16 protein-coding genes are annotated in these 20,869 nt (G+C 39.8%); 3 read left to right on the forward strand and 13 right to left on the reverse strand.

Annotation, left to right across the window (positions count from 1 at the left end; genetic code table 11):
- Window positions 1-23: 23 nt before the first annotated feature.
- On the reverse strand, window positions 24-1,850 hold the full coding sequence (gene htpG / locus KZC02_RS23095) for a molecular chaperone HtpG (protein ID WP_221390839.1): 1,827 nt from the start codon (window positions 1,848-1,850) through the stop codon (window positions 24-26).
- A gap of 236 nt (window positions 1,851-2,086) precedes the next feature.
- Between htpG and KZC02_RS23100 the strand changes: the two genes are divergently transcribed.
- Window positions 2,087-2,542 (forward strand): hypothetical protein, encoded by a 456-nt coding sequence (locus KZC02_RS23100; RefSeq protein ID WP_229253744.1) that lies wholly within the window; start codon window positions 2,087-2,089, stop codon window positions 2,540-2,542.
- Window positions 2,543-2,812: 270 nt separating this feature from the next.
- On the opposite strand, the gene KZC02_RS23105 is transcribed toward KZC02_RS23100, so the two are convergent.
- Window positions 2,813-4,507 carry a glutamine--tRNA ligase/YqeY domain fusion protein gene (locus KZC02_RS23105; protein WP_229253745.1) on the reverse strand — a complete coding sequence of 565 codons (1,695 nt, stop codon included), beginning with the start codon at window positions 4,505-4,507 and terminating at the stop codon, window positions 2,813-2,815.
- A 143-nt stretch (window positions 4,508-4,650) separates the two neighbouring features.
- Here KZC02_RS23105 and truA point away from each other — a divergent pair, with 143 nt between their 5' ends.
- Window positions 4,651-5,403, forward strand: coding sequence for a tRNA pseudouridine(38-40) synthase TruA (gene truA, locus KZC02_RS23110; protein WP_221390840.1), 753 nt, complete (start codon window positions 4,651-4,653; stop codon window positions 5,401-5,403).
- Window positions 5,404-5,448: 45 nt separating this feature from the next.
- Here truA and KZC02_RS23115 read toward each other — a convergent pair whose 3' ends face one another.
- The 6 genes from KZC02_RS23115 to KZC02_RS23140 all read right to left on the reverse strand — a co-directional run bounded on the left by KZC02_RS23115 (window position 5,449) and on the right by KZC02_RS23140 (window position 14,078).
- Window positions 5,449-6,417, reverse strand: coding sequence for a DUF1080 domain-containing protein (locus KZC02_RS23115; RefSeq protein ID WP_221390841.1), 969 nt, complete (start codon window positions 6,415-6,417; stop codon window positions 5,449-5,451).
- A 315-nt stretch (window positions 6,418-6,732) separates the two neighbouring features.
- The gene (locus tag KZC02_RS23120) at window positions 6,733-7,506 is read right to left on the reverse strand and encodes a DUF1835 domain-containing protein (protein ID WP_221390842.1); all 774 of its coding nucleotides are present in this window, start codon (window positions 7,504-7,506) and stop codon (window positions 6,733-6,735) included.
- A 35-nt stretch (window positions 7,507-7,541) separates the two neighbouring features.
- Window positions 7,542-9,131: an aldehyde dehydrogenase (NADP(+)) gene (locus tag KZC02_RS23125; protein WP_221390843.1), complete on the reverse strand. Its 1,590-nt coding sequence runs from the start codon at window positions 9,129-9,131 to the stop codon at window positions 7,542-7,544.
- A 122-nt stretch (window positions 9,132-9,253) separates the two neighbouring features.
- Complete coding sequence (locus tag KZC02_RS23130) at window positions 9,254-10,216, reverse strand: MoxR family ATPase (protein WP_221390844.1); 963 nt, start codon at window positions 10,214-10,216, stop codon at window positions 9,254-9,256.
- A 119-nt stretch (window positions 10,217-10,335) separates the two neighbouring features.
- Entirely contained in the window at window positions 10,336-11,706 is a 1,371-nt protein-coding gene (locus tag KZC02_RS23135) for a peptidylprolyl isomerase (RefSeq protein ID WP_221390845.1), read from the reverse strand.
- A 77-nt stretch (window positions 11,707-11,783) separates the two neighbouring features.
- A complete protein-coding gene (locus KZC02_RS23140) occupies window positions 11,784-14,078 on the reverse strand; it encodes a peptidylprolyl isomerase (protein WP_221390846.1) in 2,295 nt (764 codons plus the stop codon).
- Window positions 14,079-14,426: 348 nt separating this feature from the next.
- Between KZC02_RS23140 and KZC02_RS23145 the strand changes: the two genes are divergently transcribed.
- On the forward strand, window positions 14,427-14,768 hold the full coding sequence (locus tag KZC02_RS23145; RefSeq protein WP_221390847.1) for a hypothetical protein: 342 nt from the start codon (window positions 14,427-14,429) through the stop codon (window positions 14,766-14,768).
- A 341-nt stretch (window positions 14,769-15,109) separates the two neighbouring features.
- On the opposite strand, the gene KZC02_RS23150 is transcribed toward KZC02_RS23145, so the two are convergent.
- The 5 genes from KZC02_RS23150 to KZC02_RS23170 form a co-directional block, all read right to left on the reverse strand.
- Entirely contained in the window at window positions 15,110-15,499 is a 390-nt protein-coding gene (locus KZC02_RS23150; RefSeq protein WP_221390848.1) for a VOC family protein, read from the reverse strand.
- Window positions 15,500-15,577: 78 nt separating this feature from the next.
- A complete protein-coding gene (locus KZC02_RS23155) occupies window positions 15,578-16,768 on the reverse strand; it encodes a DUF5009 domain-containing protein (RefSeq protein WP_310590360.1) in 1,191 nt (396 codons plus the stop codon).
- A gap of 316 nt (window positions 16,769-17,084) precedes the next feature.
- Entirely contained in the window at window positions 17,085-18,803 is a 1,719-nt protein-coding gene (locus KZC02_RS23160; protein ID WP_221390849.1) for a GMC oxidoreductase, read from the reverse strand.
- A gap of 96 nt (window positions 18,804-18,899) precedes the next feature.
- Entirely contained in the window at window positions 18,900-19,502 is a 603-nt protein-coding gene (locus tag KZC02_RS23165; RefSeq protein WP_221390850.1) for a gluconate 2-dehydrogenase subunit 3 family protein, read from the reverse strand.
- Between the two features lie 231 nt (window positions 19,503-19,733).
- A complete protein-coding gene (locus KZC02_RS23170) occupies window positions 19,734-20,789 on the reverse strand; it encodes an acyl transferase (RefSeq protein ID WP_221390851.1) in 1,056 nt (351 codons plus the stop codon).
- Between the last annotated feature and the right edge of the window lie 80 nt (window positions 20,790-20,869).

A 20,869-nucleotide genomic window follows, 5' to 3' on the forward strand; every position in this document is an offset into this window, starting at 1 on the left:
GGGTTTTATTTTACATTTTAAAATTACAACGTTGTAACTGTCCGTTGTATAAATTGCGTAAGGTCATTACCAGTCAGCAATCCCTGTGAAAGCAAGGCCAGATCATATACCTGTTTGGCAAGCACTTTCTGATCGTCTTCATTTTCAGTTTGAATGATACGTCCAATGACAGGATGGTTGGCATTCAATGAAACTGTGAACATTAAAGGCATATCACCAAACATAGATTTCTGTCCGGATGAAGCCTGCATATCAGTCATACGTCGCATAAACTCAGGGAAAGTAATAACTACCGGAAGTTCGTCAACAGGCATCGCTTCTACCTGAATATTGGCAGTTTTGTTTCCTGCAATTTCTTCAAAAAGTTTTTTCGCCTTGTCCTGATCATCCTGTGTAAGAATGCTTTCAAGTTTGAAATCTTTCTCGATCAGTTTGTCAAGCGTTTCTGCATCTACACGTTTCACTGTCGTTTTTTCAACCTTTTGTTCCAGTGCATTGATAAAATGAGAATCTATAACACTGGTAAGTTGTAAAATATCATAGCTGCGTTTTTTAGCAGACTGAACAAATGCGTCCTGTTTTTTCTCATCCGTTGTATATAACCAAACCTGCGTATCATTCTTGTCAGTCTGGTTGTCTTTTACAAAGTCACGGTATTCTGAAATTGTGAAATATTTGCCGTCAACGTTTTTCAGCAAGCAAAAATCTTTCGCTTTTTCATAAAACTTCTCATCACTGATGATACCATATTTTACAAAAAGCCCGATATCATCAAATTTCTTTTCAAACTCTTCTCTGTTATTCTTGAAAAGTTCTGAAAGTTTGTCAGCTACTTTACGGGTAATGTAACCGTTTATTTTCTTCACATTACCATCCGACTGCAAATAACTTCTGGATACGTTCAATGGAATATCCGGAGAATCAATTACACCGTGTAACAACTGTAAAAAGTCCGGAACGATATCTTTTACTTCGTCTGTAATAAATACCTGACGGCTGTAAAGCTGGATTTTTTCACGTTGTCCCTGGAAGTCGTTTTTAAGTTTCGGAAAATACAGAACACCGGTTAAATTGAAAGGATAATCTACATTCAAATGTATCCAGAACAAGGGGTCTTCGCTGTATGGATACAATTCTTTGTAAAAATCAATGTAATCCTGATCAACAAGATCAGCAGGATTTTTGGTCCAGATCGGGCTTACATTATTTATAACTTTATCTTCAAACTCGATTTGAACGGGAAGGAATTTGCCATATTTTTCCAGGATTCCGCGTAAACGGTGCTCGTCCAAAAACTCTTCAGAATCTTCTGCAATGTGAAGAATAATATCTGATCCTCTTTCAGCTTTTTCGGCAGATGTCAACTCATATTCTGTCGAACCGTCACATTCCCAGCGTACAGCTTCTGAATCTTCTTTGTAGGATTTTGTAATGATTTCAACATTACTGGCAACCATGTAAGCAGAATAGAATCCAAGGCCGAAATTTCCAATGATTTTACTTTCGTCACCTTTGTCCTTATATTTTTCAACAAATTCAGTTGCACCCGAAAAGGCAATCTGATTAATATACTTCTTAATTTCTTCGGCCGTCATACCGATACCATTGTCACTGATTGTGATAGTTTTGGCATCTTTATCAAGCTTTATAGTTACTTTCAGATCTCCAAGTTCTCCATTGAATTCACCATAAGAGGATAGTTTTTTTAGCTTTTGCGTTGCATCAACAGCATTAGAAACGAGTTCTCTTAAAAATATTTCGTGGTCCGAGTAAAGGAATTTTTTAATGATCGGAAAGATATTCTCTGTATGTATACTTAGACTTCCTTTTTCCTGAATCCCTGTCTCCATAATTATTCCTTGTTTTAATTTATATTTTAGAATTATATTAAGCTTTGCAATACGTACTAAAAATTTGCGTTCCATTATCAATCAAAACGGTGCATGCTGACACATTGTCAGAAATTTTGATGTAAACAATGAAATAATTAGTAAGTTGGTAACCGACAGGCTTTTTATTAATATTGCAGCCTTATATAGTCATTTTAAGTTTGAATATTCAGTCAATAAAGTAATAAGAGCTAAACATGAATCTGGTTAAAAAATTATTTGTTGGTGTATTGTTTCTTTCCGGAGTTTCTGCATGCACTACGATGAACTCCGTCCCTCTTTCTAATTACACGGTTTTTACAGAAGATCTAAGGCGCGACCTGGAATCTGCGAACATACCTTTAGAAAAAGTGCAGTTTTTTAATGATAAGGCTATTAATATCCGCAGAGAAGTTTCTGATCCTAATGATATTAAGGTGAACCTTGAAGGCCAAATTACCATGAGTAATGGCAAAAGTATCCAGACGATTAATGTGCTTCCCTTTACACCTGGAGTTTCGCTAGGTTCAGATAATGGTACAATCAATGTTTCCTGGGATGATACACAGCAGGATACAAAAGGAATGAAATTTAACCTGAGTGGACAGAATTATTTTCTGGACGTACTTCCAAATAATAAGTTCGAATATAAGCAACGTACGTTCGATCTATAGGGAGGAAACGGTACGCGTCTGTTCGTAAAAAAAGATCTGTTGAAACAAGTGAAAAATTCAAGAGAAACTTTGAAAGGGCGTAAAGTAGGAGGGAACTGAAAAAATTTGAAGTTAGAAGTTTATAGTAAACACGCTTTTGCTTTAAATTTTAGTTTTTTGAGTTCTTGACCTGGAAATCATGACCAGGTTCAAAATATTAAAAAACCTGTAAGAATGGGACTTTCGTCTTGATCTTACAGGTTTTTCTTTGCAAGGGAATATTCTAAATCTTTATTTTTCTGCTGCCTTAGCCCAGTTGTCGCGTAAGGTTACAGTTCGGTTCATGACTGGTTTTTCAGGCGTACTGTCGGGGTCCACAGCAAAGTATCCTTTTCTGAGAAACTGAAATGATTCTCCTTCTTTAGCTTCCAGTATGGCAGGTTCTGCGTATCCGGTAATGATATTCAGCGATTCAGGATTGATATAATCCTTAAAATCACCTTCTTCCGTCGAAACATTTTCTACAGAGAATAACCTGTCGTACAAGCGAATCTCAACCGGAACTGCGTGAGGCGCAGATACCCAATGCAGAGTACCTTTTACATTAATCCCAGTAGCATCCTGCCCGCTTTTACTGTTTTCAATATAGGAACAATGTATTTCTGAAATTTCTCCGTTTTCATCTTTCACAAAGCTATCGCACTGAATAATATATGCGCCTTTTAAACGGACCATTTTGCCGGGAGCCAGCCTGAAATATTTTTTGGTAGGGATTTCAAGGAAATCTTCCTTCTCAATATAAATTTCACGGCTGAACGGGATTTCGCGCATACCGGCAGCAATATCTTCCGGGTTGTTTTCGCTATGACACATTTCAGTAACACCTTCCGGAAAATTGGTGATTATTACTTTTAACGGATCCTGTACAACCATACGGCGAAGCGCTTTTTTATTGAGATCTTCTCTCACACAAAATTCCAGCAGTCCGACGTCAATCATATTTTCACGACGCGCAACACCTATGCGATCACAAAAATCGCGGATACTTTCAGGTGTGTAACCTCTTCTCCTCAATCCACTTATGGTTGGCATCCGCGGATCATCCCAGCCGTTCACATGTCCGTCCTGAACAAGCTGCAATAATTTTCTTTTACTTGTAACGGTATAATTAAGATTCCTTCTCGCAAATTCATATTGATGCGACGGATATATTTCCAGTTTTTCAATTAACCAGTCGTACAATTCGCGATGTGGAGCAAATTCCAGCGTACAAATAGAATGCGTTATATTTTCAATAGAATCACTTTGTCCGTGTGCGAAATCGTACATCGGGTAAATACACCATTTATCACCTGTACGATGATGATGAGCGTGTTTGATCCTGTATAAAATGGGGTCACGCATCAGCATATTAATATGCGCCATGTCAATTCTTGCACGCAGTGTACGGCTTCCATCCGGGAACTCACCGTTTTTCATTCGCTCAAACAGAGACAAGTTTTCCTCAATACTGCGGTTTCTGTATGGGCTGTCCTTCCCTGGTTCAGTAGGTGTTCCTTTCAACAGTGCAATTTCTTCGGAGGTAGAATCATCGATGTAAGCAAGGCCGGCATGGATGAATTTCAATGCAAACTCATAAAGCGTATCAAAATAATCAGACGCGTAAAATTCATTCTGCCATTCAAAACCCATCCATTTGATGTCATTCTTGATATTATCAACGTATTCCGTTTCCTCAGTTACTGGATTGGTATCATCGAACCGCAGATTGGTATATCCCGGAAATTTTTTTGTTAATCCAAAATTGAGACAAATGCTGGATGCATGGCCAATGTGCAGGTACCCATTAGGTTCCGGCGGAAAACGTGTTACAATATGGGTATATTTGCCCGACTGTAAATCTGCCTCAACAATTTCCTCAATGAAATTCAGGTTCTTTTCCTCTTTTTTTCTTCCGTAATCATACTTGGCTGAAAATATTTTCAATTGGCAAAGTTAACGTTCTTCCTGTCAACCCGAAATTATTTAATCTTTTTCCCAATTTAGGGTTAAGAAATTAATTACTATTTCAAAATAGATAACAACGGATCATCACTTCAAAATTCCATTGATTCTCCTACTTTTGCACCATGCGTTATTTTATTGAAATCAGTTATAAGGGAACGGCCTACAATGGCTGGCAAAAACAAAACAACTCCTTGGGTGTGCAGCAGATCGTTGAAGAGGCAATGAGTAAAGTGCTTCGTATGCCCATAGAACTTACAGGGAGCAGCAGAACAGATACGGGTGTTCATGCAGAACAGCAATTCGCTCATTTTGATTATAGTGAGATAACAGATACAGAACAGGTTGTTTATAATATCAATGGAATGATTCCGCGTGATATTGCCGTCAGGCAAATTTTTGTTGTTCCGGATGATATTAACTCTCGTTTTGAAGCAATACACAGAAGATATGAATACCGCATTAGCCGTGTAAAAAATCCGTTCCTAGTAAATCAGGTTTATGTCCTGAGAGCAGAACTGGATATTGCTGCCATGAATAAAGCAGCTGAATTATTACTTCAATACGACGATTTTGAAAGTTTCTGTAAGTTACATACTAATGTTAACAATTTCCGATGTACCATAACTGAGGCAGTCTGGTTCGAAAAAGAGGATTTGTTAATATTCAGTGTAAAGTCCAACCGGTTTTTGAGAGGGATGGTGCGGGCATTGGTTGGTACGCTTCTGGAAGTGGGAAAGGGAAAAAAAACTATTTCGGATTTTGAAAAAATAATCCAGTCCAGAAGCAGAAAAGAAGCCGGGGCACAAGCCCCGGCCGAAGGTCTCTTTTTAGTAGAAGTAGGTTATCCGGAATTGCTTGTTCCGAAGGGAGTTTAGAGTTAAAAGTTGAAATTAAAAATTTCTTAACTCTCAACTTTTAACTCACTTCGCTGGTGTAATCACTATATTACGGTATTCAACCGGGCCGTGATCTCCCTGAATGTATAATGGTCCTGGCTCGCCTTCGTTACTGTCTAAGGCTCCACCGGTAATTCCCGGAATTTCCTGATTGGTGATAACTGTTTTTCCATTAGCAACAAGTGTCAGCATTCTTCCCACTAAGGTAATGTCATAAACATTCCATTCGCCGGCATCTTTTGCCACCATTTCGCTTGGTGTTATAAATCCATAAATGGCACCCATCTGATCAAGTGCAGGCTCCATTCCTTTACTGTCTGTCACCTGTACTTCGTAACGGCCACGAAGATATACACCGCTGTTACTACCCTTAGGAATACGGAATTCTACGTGAAGTTTGAAATCATTAAATTTTTCGTTGGTGATCAAATTTGCACCTGATTTTGGGCTTTTTAATATTCCATTCTCAGCAATCCATTGGTTTTCACCCACTGCATGCCAAGCTTTCATATCATTTCCACCAGTCAGCTGAATCGCTTTTCCCCAAGCTGGCTGCGTTGTTTTACGAAGTGCAGGAGCACGAACGCCAGTCCAGTTATGTGTTTTTCCTTCAACAGTGGTAAGTGTACCGGTCAGTTTATCTCCGGCAAGTGTACCTTCTAATTTAAGGTTGCCGTCACCTTTTTCCCATTGCGGAGGAATAGTAAAACTCATTTTCCCGTCTTTAAAATTCACTTCTGAAATAGGACGTGCACTTCCTGAAAATCCGGTAAACTGGCCTACCAAAGTATGGGTTCCTGAGTGGCGCACTTCCAGCCAGGAAGGAGAAGGTTTTCCTGCTACATCTACCGTTATGTCCCATCTGCCTTCAAGAGGAGAGGCGAGAGGTTTGGCGCTTGTTTGATTTGTAAATAAGGCTAACAATAATGTTAAGGCTGACAGTAAGATACGTTTTAGAAAAAGTTGCTTACCGGTTTGGGATCTTTTATTCATGTATTTTTATAATTTATGAGGCGTCAATTTACTTATAAAAATTAAATAAACGATTTAGGATCTATTTAAAAGAATACTATAATTTCATAAATGGATCACTGTTTACAAAAGTGCAATTCTGAACTAATTGTTACTTTCTAAATTAATCTTTGGAAAGCTGGATATAACGGTCCGTGGCACGGCTGATTCATTAAGCTTCGTAAATAACCTGTTTGATTAGCCGTACTACGGATTAGCAACCAGGTTATTATCAATGAAACAAAATCTTTTATCAGAGTATTTTGTGGGAAGCATTTCTTTCTAAAATCCTTTCTGTTACTCCGCTTTAAATTCCGGTAGCTTGTTTAGCAGCCTTTCAACCTGCCAGTCACCAAATCCGTAAATTCCTTCCCGAATACTGAATTCCTTAAAAATAGCTTTGAAATCATGTATATTATTTTGAAGCATGATCTCCTTTAAAACTTTTTCCGGGCGTCCTGATAAGCTGTCCTCAGAAGAACGATCCAATTGAGCCTGAACCACGTCCTGCAAAAAAGGAAAATGAGCCGATTTTGTTGTTGATAATTCTTTAAGTTTAACTCTGTCATTTGTTTTGTATGCGTGCCACAAACCGGTTAACAATTTAACATCAGCCACAAAAAGCCTTTCCCGGCTCTGATATGCACCAGCCAATTCATTTCTGTCTAATCCGCCGAATCCGCCCCAGTCAGGCTGGCCATCTTTTAATGGTGGTTTTACAAGATTAATTTTAAGCTGGTCTGCAATATTGGTTAGAAGAGACATGCAAAACCATAAATTAACCTGGCAAAACAAATCCTCTTCAAACCATAAATTCACCTCTGAGCCAGGCGGAATCAATGATATTCTGTTGAATTCTGAAACCACATCAAAGAAATATGATTCTTTTTCTTCTTCATATTCCGCCGATATGAAATCAGCACGGGTCTCCCAAAATTCTTCCAGGGTTGTTCCTGTAACCGATCCGTCTACCAGGCATTCGCGCGCAACTATAATTTCTCCTGATAAAATACTTTCCGGAAAAAATTCCAGTAATGCATCACCGTTAAGAATATGAAAGGTTTTTGACATGAATTAATTTAAAATTTTTGGATTAAAATTGATTTCTAAATGGCGCTGGTGGTTGTTTTGTTATTAATCAAACGAAATAGTCCCAACGGATTATCATTTTTTAAAGCAACGGGTAAAAGTACATCCGGCCAATCCTGAAAAGTTTGGGGGCGAACAAAGCGTAAAATAGAATGACGTCCAACCGAGGTATAAAATGGAATACTTGCTGCCGGAAACGGACCACCATGATGCATGGAAGGGCAAACTTCAACACCAGTGGGTACTCCATTCATAATGAACCTGCCTGAAATTTGTGATAACTTTTGCAGAAGTGCGGGATATTTTGCTGCTTCTGGAGCATCTGCCATCAAAGAGGCAGTAAGCTGGCCTTTCAAATGTGATACCGCTTCCAATAATTCATCCGTGTTTTTACAAACTACTAACACGGAAAATGGGCCAAAAACCTCTTCGTGGAGTTTGGGGTTTGCAATGAAGTCCTGACCGGAAACACGTGCAATAGTTGCCTGCGATTGATTCTGTTCATCTGAGCCAGATTCCGAAACTGCTAGTTCAGTCACATTTTCCTGTGCAAATAATTCATCCCGAAGTTTATAGAAATTATTTTGGATACCACTTGTGAGCATAGTAGCTGACGGAACATTCGAAATTTCTGATTTATAGTTTTCTTCAAAAATATCAAGATTTTCAGTTTCCGTAACAAATACCAGACCAGGATTTGTACAGAATTGCCCAGCGCCCAAAGTGACCGATCCGGCCAGGGTCCTGGCTAATTGTACAGCATGGTTTTTAAGGTAGTCTGGCAGTATCACTATTGGGTTTACACTACCCATTTCAGCATAAACGGGTATAGGCTCTTCTCTTTCCTGGCCCAGGCGATACAATGCCATTCCTCCTTTGTAGGAGCCCGTAAATCCAACTGCCTTGCTTTCCGGATGTTTTACAAGAGCTGCTCCAACTTCAAATCCATCGTCATACAGCATGGAAAATACACCATCAGGCATTCCTGTTCTTTGCGCTGCTTTTACGATGGCTTGTGCGGTAAGATCGCTTACGCCAGGATGTGCTGCATGTGCCTTCACGATTACCGGATTTCCGGCTGCCAGGGCGGGACCCGTATCTACGCCGGCAACAGAATAAGCAAATGGAAAATTACTGGAACCAAATACAATGACCGGCCCGATTGGAACAAACATTTTACGCAGATCCGATTTCGGAATTGGTGTCCGGTCAGGAATTGCGGTATCGATGCTTGCTTCTACCCAGGAACCTTCCCGGATCAATTCAGCAAATTGTGTCAGCTGATTTATCGTCCGGGCGCGTTCTCCCTGCAATCTTGCCAACGGCAATCCGGTTTCCTGGTGTGCCCTTTGGAGCAAAGTATCACCAAGAGCCATGATTTCTTCTGTAATTGCCATTAGAAAACCGGCACGCTGAGTTGCCGGAATAAGTGCATATTCATCGAATGCTTTTGCTGCCAGTTCCATTGCACGGGACACTTCATCCATTGTTGCTTTATGAAACTTTTCAGGGAGATAAATATTCAGAGCTGGTACGTAGGACTGGAATGTTTGATCGTTTTGAGAAGAAAGCGAAAATCCTATATAATTTTTTCCCTGTATGCTCATTATAAAAAATATTAAAGTTGTTTTTCAATCCTAAAGCAAAAAATTTGTGCCATCTACGTAAGACTGACACAAATTTAATATGCTAACTGAATGAGATAAAATGTATGTGATCGAATGCAGGTTTACACCAGACGTGCAATAATGTCATCTACTGATATTCCTTCTGCTTCTGCTTTAAAATTTCTTATTATTCGATGTCTGAGAACCGGCAAAGCTACGGATTTCACGTCTTCAATATCCGGAGAATACTTGCCGGATAAAAGTGCATTACATTTTGCGGCTAAAATCAGCGCCTGAGATGCACGAGGGCCAGCTCCCCATTCCAGATAATCGTTGGTGTCTTTTACAGCCATGGAAGAAGAAGGGCGGGTTTTATGCACCAGTTTTACAGCATACTCAATCACATGGTCAGTAACCGGAACGCGGCGTACCAAATGTTGAAAATCCATAATTTCCTCAGCCGTGATTACTTCTTTTACCTGGTATTTATTATCGGATGTTGTGTTTTTTACAATACTCACTTCTTCTGAATAGGAAGGATAATCGAGCTGGATCATAAACATGAAACGATCCAGCTGTGCTTCCGGAAGCGGATAGGTTCCTTCCTGTTCGATAGGGTTTTGGGTTGCCAAAACAAAGAACGGACGATCCAGAGAATGTTTTTCTCCCGCAATTGTTACCGAATATTCCTGCATCGCTTCCAGAAGCGCTGATTGCGTTTTAGGAGGAGTCCGGTTAATTTCATCAGCCAAAATGATATTGGCAAAAATAGGGCCTCGTATAAATTTAAAATTGCGGTTCTGGTCCAACGTTTCCGAACCCAGAATATCAGATGGCATCAAGTCAGGCGTAAACTGTATCCTGTTGAATTTTAAATCCAATGAAGAGGCAATGGTTTGAATAAGCAGTGTTTTCGCAAGTCCTGGTACGCCCACCAGAAGACAATGCCCCTGGCAAAATATGGCGGTCAGTAATTTTTTTACAACATCATCCTGTCCAATGATCACTTGCCCAATTTCAGTGCGGATTTTTTCATAGGCTATTTTCATAGCCTCAGCAGCTTCAACGTCTGATGAGTACTTCACAATTTGTTTGATTAGTTTTTTCTCAATTATACGTATTTATTTGAGAATATCATGGATATTCTCAAATCCTGGCAATTATACCGTATCGGTATCACAGAAATTACTGAAATAAAGATTTCTCAGGTGTCATCCCCGGTTGCCAGTCCAAGTACTTTGCATGATTTATATTCAGGTTCAATACTGATGAAAACGTCACCCTGAGCTTTTTTAAACCACTCTTCCAAAGCATTGTTACGCTTGTTACTTAGCACGATCTGTGCGAGTTTTTCATAGTCATCGCGTAAGTTTGCCGTATGCGGTTCTGATTTGCTTTTATACCATAACACACGCATGGCACTGCTTCCATCCTCGGTTCTGTAAGCGATTGGTACGCTTATATCACCTACTTTCATGGTATCAATGGCAAAATACAATGCCGGATCCATAGAAGCATCCAGAGATAAGCGGCCCATTCTTGTATTTCTGTCCTGGATCAATCCACCAGTTTCAGAAGTTTCCGGATCTTGGGAATTATCACGGGCAGCCTGTGCAAAAGTAAGTGTATCCGTTTTAATAAGTACCCTGAGGCTGTCGAGTACACGCAATGCGCTTGTCATGTCTGAACCTTTGTTATAATCAGGCCTTAAAAGAATATGACGCGCATGGTATTCAGCTCCGCGGGTTTCTATTAATTTAATAAGGTGAAATCCAAACTGAGATTCAATAACATCCGACATTTCACCCGGTTTAAGCGCAAGAGCTGCTCCTTCAAATTCAGGAACCATCGCACCGCGTTTGGCAAAATTTAAATCTCCGCCATTTTTTGCAGTACCAAGATCTTCCGAATATATCTGTGCAAGCAATGCGAAATCTTCGCCTTTTTCAGCACGGGCTTTCAGGTCAAGTAATTGCTGTTTTAGCTTGTCTTTTTGTTCCCGGGTAATAGTTCCTTTTCTTACAATCTGTCCTATTTCTACTTCTGAGGATATGTACGGAAGGCTGTCCTTTGGAATAGAATTGAAAAATTTACGCACATCGCTAGGGGTAATTTTTACGTTTCCGGAAATAGTACCCTGCATTTTTTCAACGATTTTCTGCTCCTTTACCTGCGTTCTTAATTCCGTTTTCAGGTTTTCAATACTTTTACCATAAGCTTCCACAATGTTTTTCTCAGAGCCAAAACGCTGGATCATGTATCCCATTTTCCCGTCCAGTTCATTGTCAACATCTTTGTCTTCAACTGTGACAGAGTCAATTTCTGCTTTGGCAAGAAGCATTTTATTGATAATCAGCGATTCAAGCAACTGGCATTTTTCCGGAGCCTTCTGGCCGTTTGCCTTGTAGCTGGCATACATTTCTGCCAGCTCAGAGCTTAAAATGTAATGGTTATCAACGCGGGCAATGATTTTGTCAATACTAACACCCGATTGCCCTTGTCCGGCGCTTAGCAGGTTAAATCCCAGAGAGAAAATTGCAAACATGCTGATTGCAATCAATTTATTTATATTCATATGATTATTATGTTCTTCAATTTAATGTTTTTTTGCGTAGAAAGGGCTTAAAAATTAATCCAAATGCTAAAATACAGCTATCGCTTAATTTTTTCTAATTCCTGGTCATTCACTTTTACAGGAAACTTCTGATATAACTTTGAAAGCCATTGTTTTTCAAGCTCTTTCTGGTACTCGTTAATTACAGTTCCGCGTGCTTCGGCAAATGTTTTCAGGCGTGCAGTTTCAATTTTTTCTATCTTAATCCACGTTGCATTGCGGCTTCCCAAAAGAGTTTGCTCACCGGTTTCCCACTTTGCTTTTGTCAGTAACGGATTTTCTTTTGTAAAATAACCTTCCTGGATCATAACGGCTTCCGGGCTTTGCGAATTATAAATGTTCTGAACATCTTTCGCCGAAGTACTGTAAAACTGAAAACTCACCCGGCGGTTGCGTTCCGGCTCAGTAGCCTGGCGAAAGGAGCCGTAGTCTTTTTCAATAATCCGTACGATTGAAATATTTTTGTCATTCAGGTATTTAATCACATTTTTAATCCTGCTTGCCGAAGTAGATTCCGGTTCACTGGCGGAACGATAGCCTGCCACCTCCACAATATAGTTGGAGTTTTTCTGCATAATCGCATATAACTCAAACAGATCATCGGCTTGTAATTTATTAATTTCGCTGATGCCTTCTGCATAGAGAAGTTCGCTGGCTTTACTTTCAAGTTTATATGGACTCTGCAAAAGTGTTTTTCTGATCGAATTAATTGTTTGTGTATCAGGTGCTGTAATTACATTGGCCCTTGCCCGTTCAGGCAACTGGTACCGCTCTTTATTTTTTTCATAAAAACGTACCTGCCCTGTTGAATCTGAAAGAGATTTCTGCCATACATTTTCTTCCATTACTTGTGAAAGCAACACTCCTTCCCTTATTTCACTAATCAGACTGTTGAATTCCGGACTCGATTCTTCCAAATGTTCTTTCTCATATTCATTGAGCTTATTTGTAACATAATCGTTGTAGTACCTCTGAAAAACCACAGAGGGGGACGAGCCTTTGGGAAAAGGTTTTTGCTGCCTCTTTATGTCCTGTAAAAAAGCGGATGCATCATAAGATTTACCTTCAATACTGAACAGAACTATATTCGGCCAGTCAGCGGAAACAGCCTTCATGTAATCCCATTTACCTTTAAGTAATGAACTATCGGCAAGGGTTGCAGTTACTTTTAATGATTCGGGAAACTCCTGTAACCTGAATTTCTTTCTGAGACGTTGTGCATTGGCCTGTTCCAATATTTTCGCTCTCGAATCAGTCACTACTTTTTGTTTGAGCGAAGTTGCCATCGAAACATAAGGTTCCAGATTACGTTTTTCGACAAGTTTTACAATATGCCAGCCATATAGTGTCAGTACCGGTTTCGAATAACTGCCAGTGCGAGTCAGGGAATACGAAGCATCTTCAATTTCGGGTACCATTTGCCCGGTGCCAAACATAGGCAGTAATCCATGATTCTTACGCGACTGACTATCGTTCGAATAGCTTTCTACTATTTTGTCCCAATCTTCTCCTTTTTGTAATTTGGTATAAGCTTCATCAATTTTGGATTTGGCCAATTCTTTTTGAACTGGTGTAGCAGTTGAATCCACCTGAATCATTACATGCGCAATCCGTATCATTCCACGGTTTTGGCGTTTGTCCGTTACTTTAATGATATGATAACCTGTCTTGGTACGTACCGGCTGGGATATTTTACCTATAGGAAGTGAATATGCAGCATTTTCGATAGGGTAAATAGTCTGGAATACAGTAAAATAACCAAGGTTCCCTTTATTTACCGATGCTGTCGGATCTTTGGAGAACCGTGTGGCCATGTCACCAAAATCAGAACCCTCTTCCAGTCTTCCACGCAGGGCAATTGCTGCGTGGTAAGCTTCAAGCGTATCAGCAGGAGAAGCGTTTTCTGCTACTGCAATTAAAATATGTGAAGCTTTTACTTCCTGCTTCAACCTGTTGTAGGCTTCAAAGGTAAGTTTTTCAACAAGTGCTTTATCAACCATAAAGTTTTTGGCTAGCTGGTCTCTGTAAGAAGACATTTCTTCCTTAAAATCCGAAGTAGTGTCCTTTCCTTCCTGTTTCGCCTGAAGCACTTTTATTTTAAGGTCGGTATAAAGATTGAGATATTCTACTGGTGTTAACGATTCGGAAGAGTCAGAAACAGACTTATTTTTTGCATATGAATCCTGAAAATCTGCCGGGGAAAATTTTTCATTACCGATTTCTACAAGCGCAGGTATTTCAGCTGAAACAATTGTCTGAGGAGGAGCCGGTCTTTTGCAAGCTGTGAAAATACTGATTGAAATTAGGCAATAGAATAAAAAGGGTTTCAACATAGATATTAAAAATCCGTAACTAATAGACAACTTAAAGATATTAAGAACTAACTCAGGTTGCTTGCAAATATTGCTAAGCCGGCAAAGTTATATTGTTTCCTAACAGTATAAAAATATATCAGGATAAGGTATGCGATTTGTTATTTACACCCGCTATGTTTCGTTTATTAAACCTGGGCAAATCTGCCACATGTATAATACGCAGGAAGCGGCTGATCTGTTATGTTAAAAATTTTTTTATTTGATTTTGGGGCTGATTAACACATTGCGTATAAATACCGAACGTATTATATGATTTGGCATAGTTATTATGCGGACTGTGTCATTCTCAACTTTTGGACAGTGGCTATGGAAAATGTAAAAGTCAAGGAATTTGTTCTCAGAATCAGCGCATTATGGTACGAACAAAAAAAGAGGGAATTGCTCTACTTGGAAGCTTTAAAGAAAGACAGTATGGGTTCGTTAAGAAAAATACTGGCTCAGGGACATTTCAGCGCATTGTTATTTCAGAAAGAGATTGTTTCAATTTATGATTACTTCAAATGTCTTCTTAATGATAAAGAATTGAGCAATCTTACCCACGTCAGCTTCGATAACGCTAATCTCATGCAGGACTTAATTGAAAAAGAGCAGGTAGTGGGATTATTGAAAAAAACGAAAACACAATTCTGGAATCTTACCGGTCGCTGATTACGCAGCTTGACAGGGATTCGGAAACACGAAAAGTTTTAGATGAGCATTTAAACAGGATATCTGAATTTTATGAAATTTTGTCCAAACAGGAAGGTGTTAAAAATAAAACGGTAACGTTAAGTTGATTCAAAATTTTAATCTAGTATTTGACTGATTTATTAATTACATCCACTAAGCGATTTTGATTGATTTATATTCTTAGAATAGAAAAATCAAATTATTGAAAATATTACTTAAATAATAATGCCTCAAACTGATAACAAAGCAGTTCGAGGCATTATCGCATATTCGTGTTGTGGATTTTTAATCCAAATCAGGTTACATCTGAATTGGTTAAATTATAATTCATAAAGTTCAATTGGTAAATCATCAGGATCAGCAAAAAAAGTAAATTTTTTACCTGTAAATTCATCTATACGCACAGGTTCCATTTCAATATCCATTGTTTGAAAATGGGTAATGGCTGTTACAATATCATCTACCTGAAAAGCAATGTGACGTAATCCGCAGGCTTCTGGCCTCGATGTTCTTGCCGGCGGGTTAGGAAAGGAAAAAAGCTCGATGCAATAATGCCCGTTTAGGGAAAGATCCAGCTTATAAGAATTTCTTTCCTGACGAAATACTTCCCTGTCAATTTGAAATCCGAGTTTTTCAGTGTAAAACGCTTTGGATTTTTCGTAGTCTGAACAAATAATAGCTATATGGTGAACCGATTTTAAAAGCTGCATAAGTTTGAAATTTTCCTGCAAAATTAGATAAGTTCTTGGATTTCATTTTTCTTGATTTAAAAATGCAAAAACGGATAATTAGATTTTAATAAATATTTTGAGCTTATACATTCTGTAAAGGATATAAAATTCCAGGAGAAGGATCATTCCGCCGCTTACAAGTGAAAGGTAACCTTCTCCAAAAAGGAGATCATATTGCTGGCTGATATGTATCCGGAATGAAGAATCTATAAAACCTGCCAGTGTATCGGCCAGTACATATGCTGCTATTGAATTGCTGCCTATGACAATGAAAGCTTTAAACCAGGATTTATTCTGCCTTACATCTACAATAAAATAAAATGCGGCCAGAAACAGAAAACACCATCCTCCGCTAAATAAGGTCCAGGCCGGAGTCCAGATTCTCTTGACAACCGGATTAATTCCGGTAATATTAAGGGTAACGGATATAACAAAAAGAATGGCAGCAGTAGTTACAAAACACCTGACAAGTAACCCAGGCGACGAACTGTTTTTCAGCCATTGGCCTGCAATTAGTCCCAGTATCATAGTTCCCAGCGTTGGGATAAAACTTAAAGTACTATATCCGCCTCCATTGAAATGAAAAGAGCTTTCGCGGGAAAATAAGTTCAGAAACCATCTGTCGAATGCCCAGGCTGCGTTTGTATTTTTGTTCCAATGTGCAGCAAAGCCGGAAAGATTATACTCCCAGTCAGCGGTATTCCCTGTTTCTGCCCAGTCAAAATAAGGGCCGGGCAAAGGATATACAGCAAAAAAGATACCATAAGCTAAAAGGATAACACCTAAAGAAGTCCATTGGATACGTTCTGATCGGAAACCTAATGCGAAGAGAATAGGATAGCCAAGGCCGATCTGAGTTAAGGTATCTTCAAAAGTGAAGTTCGTTTGTGTTTTGTGGATGGATCTCAGGAAAATACCTAATAAAATTAAAATCAGCGAGCGGCGTATGGTATGAGCCCACATTACACTCTGGCTTTGCTGCCGCCCGGCCCGGCTTGCGATGGAATAGGGGAGAGCTACACCTACCAAAAATGTAAAAGAAGGCTGGATAAGATCATGTAATGAGCAGCCTACCCACGAAACATGGCTTTGCTGAAAACTCATGAAAGCCCAAAAACTACTATCAGGAAAGGCTTCGGCTATCTGACTGAAGCGTAACACTTCAGCCATCATTAATAACATAACAAATCCGCGGTAAACATCTACCGACGATACACGCTGTGGAACAGCAGGAGGAAAATCTTTCAAGTTGATTAAAGGTTATAGGTCAGGAAAAAACCAAGATACCTATTAAATTACTTTTGTACCAATTATATAGGCTACTGACAGGAAAGGAAAATTAAAGAGTTTAGAGTTCAGTAGTTCAGAGTTCAGAGTTCTGGAGTTTAAAGTTCAAGAGTTCAGGAGTTCAGGAGTTTAAAGTTCAGGAGTTTGGGGTTTAAAGTGGGTAGTATATAGAAAAGAGTAAAAAGTTCTGAGTTTAAATTATACAGCTTAAACCGCATGCTCTAAACTCGGAACTTTTTACTCTAAACTCTAAACTCCTAAACTCTAAACTCCCAAACTATAGGTTCATTTTTTTCAACTCTTTCACAGCATGATCAGCCGCGCGTGCAGTCATGGCCATGTAAGTAAGAGATGGATTGACACATGATGCCGAAGTCATAAATGAACCATCAGTGATATATACGTTTGGTGCTGCCCAAATCTGATTGTTTTTATTCAAAACAGACGTTTTAGCATCATTCCCCATCCTCGCAGTACCCATTTCATGGATACCGATTCCAGGATGTTTTGTATCATCGTTATAAGGAATTACGTTTTTCAATCCGGCCGCTTCAAGCATTTCTGCTGCATCGTTCATCATATCCACACGCATTTTTTTCTCATTATCACCATAAGCGGCATCAAAAACAACAACTGGAAGTCCCCATTTGTCTTTTTCGGTAGGATGCAGCGTAAAACGGTTTTTCTCGTCAGGAATCATCTCCCCAAAACCACCCAGGTTCATACTCCAGTCACCCGGTTCGGTAAGTTGTTTTTTGAAATCTGCACCGAAACCATCCATTCCGGCTCCACGTCCCCAGCTGTCACGGCTTGCTCCGCCCTGATATCCAAAACCTCTGATATAATCGCGTTTATCATCACCCCAGTTACGATAGCGTGGTACATAAACACCATTTGCACGGCGTCCGAAATAGTATTTGTCTTCAAAACCTTCCATGTCGCCACGCGCGCCAACGGCCAGATGATGATCCATGATATTACGTCCCACCTGGTCACTTTCGTTACCAAGCCCGTTTGGAAAACGTTTCGATTTTGAGTTCAGTAAAAGTGAAGCGGATGCAATAGCAGATGCGTTCAGGAATATGATTTTGGCAAAGTATTCCTTCGTTTCCAATGTATTCTGGTTGATTACACGAACCCCGGTTACTTTTCCGAGTTTTTCATCAAAAATCACCTCAGAAACGATAGAGTCGTTTACCAAGGTAAGGTTGCCTGTTTTTTGTGCAGCCGGTAATGTCGATGATTGTGTACTGAAATAAGCACCATAAGGACAACCGCGCATACACATATTACGGAACTGACAAGCTGCACGGCCCAGTTCGGTATGGAAAGCCTGTGGCTGGGTTAAGTGAGCAGCTCGCCCCATGATAATATGACGGCCCGCAAATTTCTTCTCAACTTCTCCTTTTACATGCTTTTCAACACAGTTCATTTGCATTGGAGGCAAATATTGTCCGTCTGGTAATACATCCAGGCCGTCTTTTGCACCGCTTATTCCTGCAAATTTTTCAACGTAATCGTACCAGGGAGCGATTTCATCATAACGAACAGGCCAGTCAATGGAAATGCCATCCTTTGCATTGGCTTCAAAATCCTTTGGGTTCAGCCTGTAACTCTGGCGGCCCCACAACAATGAACGTCCTCCGGTATGGTAGGCACGGATCCAGTCAAACTTGCGTGTTTCTTTGTAAGGATTTTCATTGTCATTTTCGAACAGATATCTGTGTTCTTCATTGGCAGTATAACCGGTACGCATTCCAGCCCAGTATTCTTCCTTGGCCATAGTCGTTACCCGGCCGCGGTGTTCGAATTCCCAGGGAGCAAGCGTTGAAGTTTTGTAATCGGTAATGTGTTTGATATCACGTCCTCTTTCAAGCATTACCACTTTCAGTCCCTTTTCACACAATTCCTTAGCGGCCCATCCACCGCTGATACCCGACCCAACTACGATTGCATCATACGTAGCTTGTTTTGTCGCTTTAATATTTAAATTCATGATGAATAAATGTCAAAATTGAGTATTATATATGAGCAGATCAGGCAGGGAAATAAGTCAATTCACTACTCCCGGTTTTCCTGACCCTTCCTTAAATTACATGGCCCAGGCCTTCTGTCCTGGTTTCAGGTCAATACATCCATCGTAGCGTCCTGGTACCGGAACATAATCCAGTGCAAGTGTAGCACCTTGTTCAGATGTGAAATAGCCAAGAAGTGTCAATTCTTTCATCAGACGGAAAAATGGAACACCGGCGTCCGTATATTCTTTTCCAGCCTCCGTGTATTTCTTCTTCTCTTCACCCGCTTTGTTTGTTTCTTCTTTGGCTGAAGCTTCCATTTCTGTCAGGATTTTTGTCTGTTCAGCAGGAGCAGCCTTCATGAAATCTTTTTTCTCAACTTCTTTCAAGCCTTTTTCGAAGCTTTCCAGGTCTTTTCCTGAATAACAATCTTTCAGCATCTTTTCAATAAATTCGCCTACTTTGGCTTCTTTGGCGCCGGGAGTGTCAGTTTTAGGAATAATTATTTCTGCAATTTCCGAAACCAGAGCCTTCCTTTCAGCAGAAAAAGGGAATGTTATTCCCCCTACAGAAGTGTCGTTTGCTGATTTACAGCCTTCAAGAAAAGCCAGCATGGTAGGGGCAGAAAGTGTACCACCCATTAATAGTGCCACACGGCCAAGTGCATCACGTCTTTTCATTTTATATTCATAAAAGGTTAGCAATCAAAAGTGTAAAAATACATTCGATAAATGCAATTAAAACAACCCGGCTAATTTAGCAAATATTCTCTGGTTTTAGACAGTTAGAACAATTCTATATAATGGTTGCTGAAGTATGTATTTATGAATCAAATCTATACAAAAGTTAAAACCAAATTAATCTTTTGAAGGCAGATTTTTGAACAGGATGAAATAATGGCCATTGAAACCTTAAAGTACCATAAGGTTACATCCTCTGATATCAGAATTATCAAAACGGCCCATAACATAAAAAGTACCAGGCTCATTTCCGAACCGTCCCAAGTCCTGGGTCTCAATAAATGAGCAGGTATCCAGGTTTGCAAGGTCTATGGCGTTAATACCTCCTGTTTTTGATTTTGTTATATTCTGATCATACAGAGAGAACGGATCATTGACATCACGAAGTAAAACGCGCATTGTAAAACCGGGTTTAAAAAGCCCGTCACCATTAGAATATCCCTGTGATAATAATTCGGTCATCCCGTATTCCGAGTGAATTTTACTTACCCCGAAATGGCTGATCAGGATATCGTGCACTTCTTCCCTCAAAAGCTCCTGCCGGCGGCCCTTCATTCCACCGGTATCCATAACAGTCAGGTAAGGAATATCTTTAAAGAATGTGAAGTCAGCGCCGCTTTCTGCGAGGTCAAGCAATGCAAATGTTACACCCATCAGCAACACCTTTTTTCCATCCGGGTTTTCGGATAAAAAACGTAACCTGTCAAGCATTTCATCCGTATTATTCAGGTAAAAACCGGAATAATCGGAACCCGTCTGATCAATAAAATTATCCATCATATATACCAACGACGAATTGTTTCGTTCAAGGTAAGAAGGCAGCAAAGCGAGCATGTGATAGTCACGCAGATCGCCGTAATGTTCTGTAAAAATGCTGGTTGAAACGGATGTGTAAAGTGGTGCATCAAACAGTACATGACGGCTGGTGGCCAAACCAGTACTTCCGCTGCTTTCAAATGTAACCGATTGTGCAGGCGGCTGGCCGGTTTTGATCTGGTGGTGCTTGAAGAATTGAATGGGAAGGAACGGAATCTCAGTCAGCCGCTTCACATGGTTTGCATCTATTTTAAGATTGAACAGATATTGACTGTATATGGGATTGTACTCTGCCTGATAACGGAATATTTGCAAAGCCAGGTCTTCAAAACCGGATGCTTTCAGTTCAACGATCTGCTGCCGCAGTTCCCGGCGTATTTGTATAGAAGATTTGTTGCTTGGCAATTTCAATACTGTTACTTTCGTAGATAATAGACAAAGTTAGAAGACGGAAGTCAGAAAAGCGAAAAGGTAAATGTAAAGTCGGGGAT

This window comes from Dyadobacter sp. NIV53, assembly GCF_019711195.1.
Taxonomy (GTDB): Bacteria; Bacteroidota; Bacteroidia; order Cytophagales; family Spirosomataceae; genus Dyadobacter.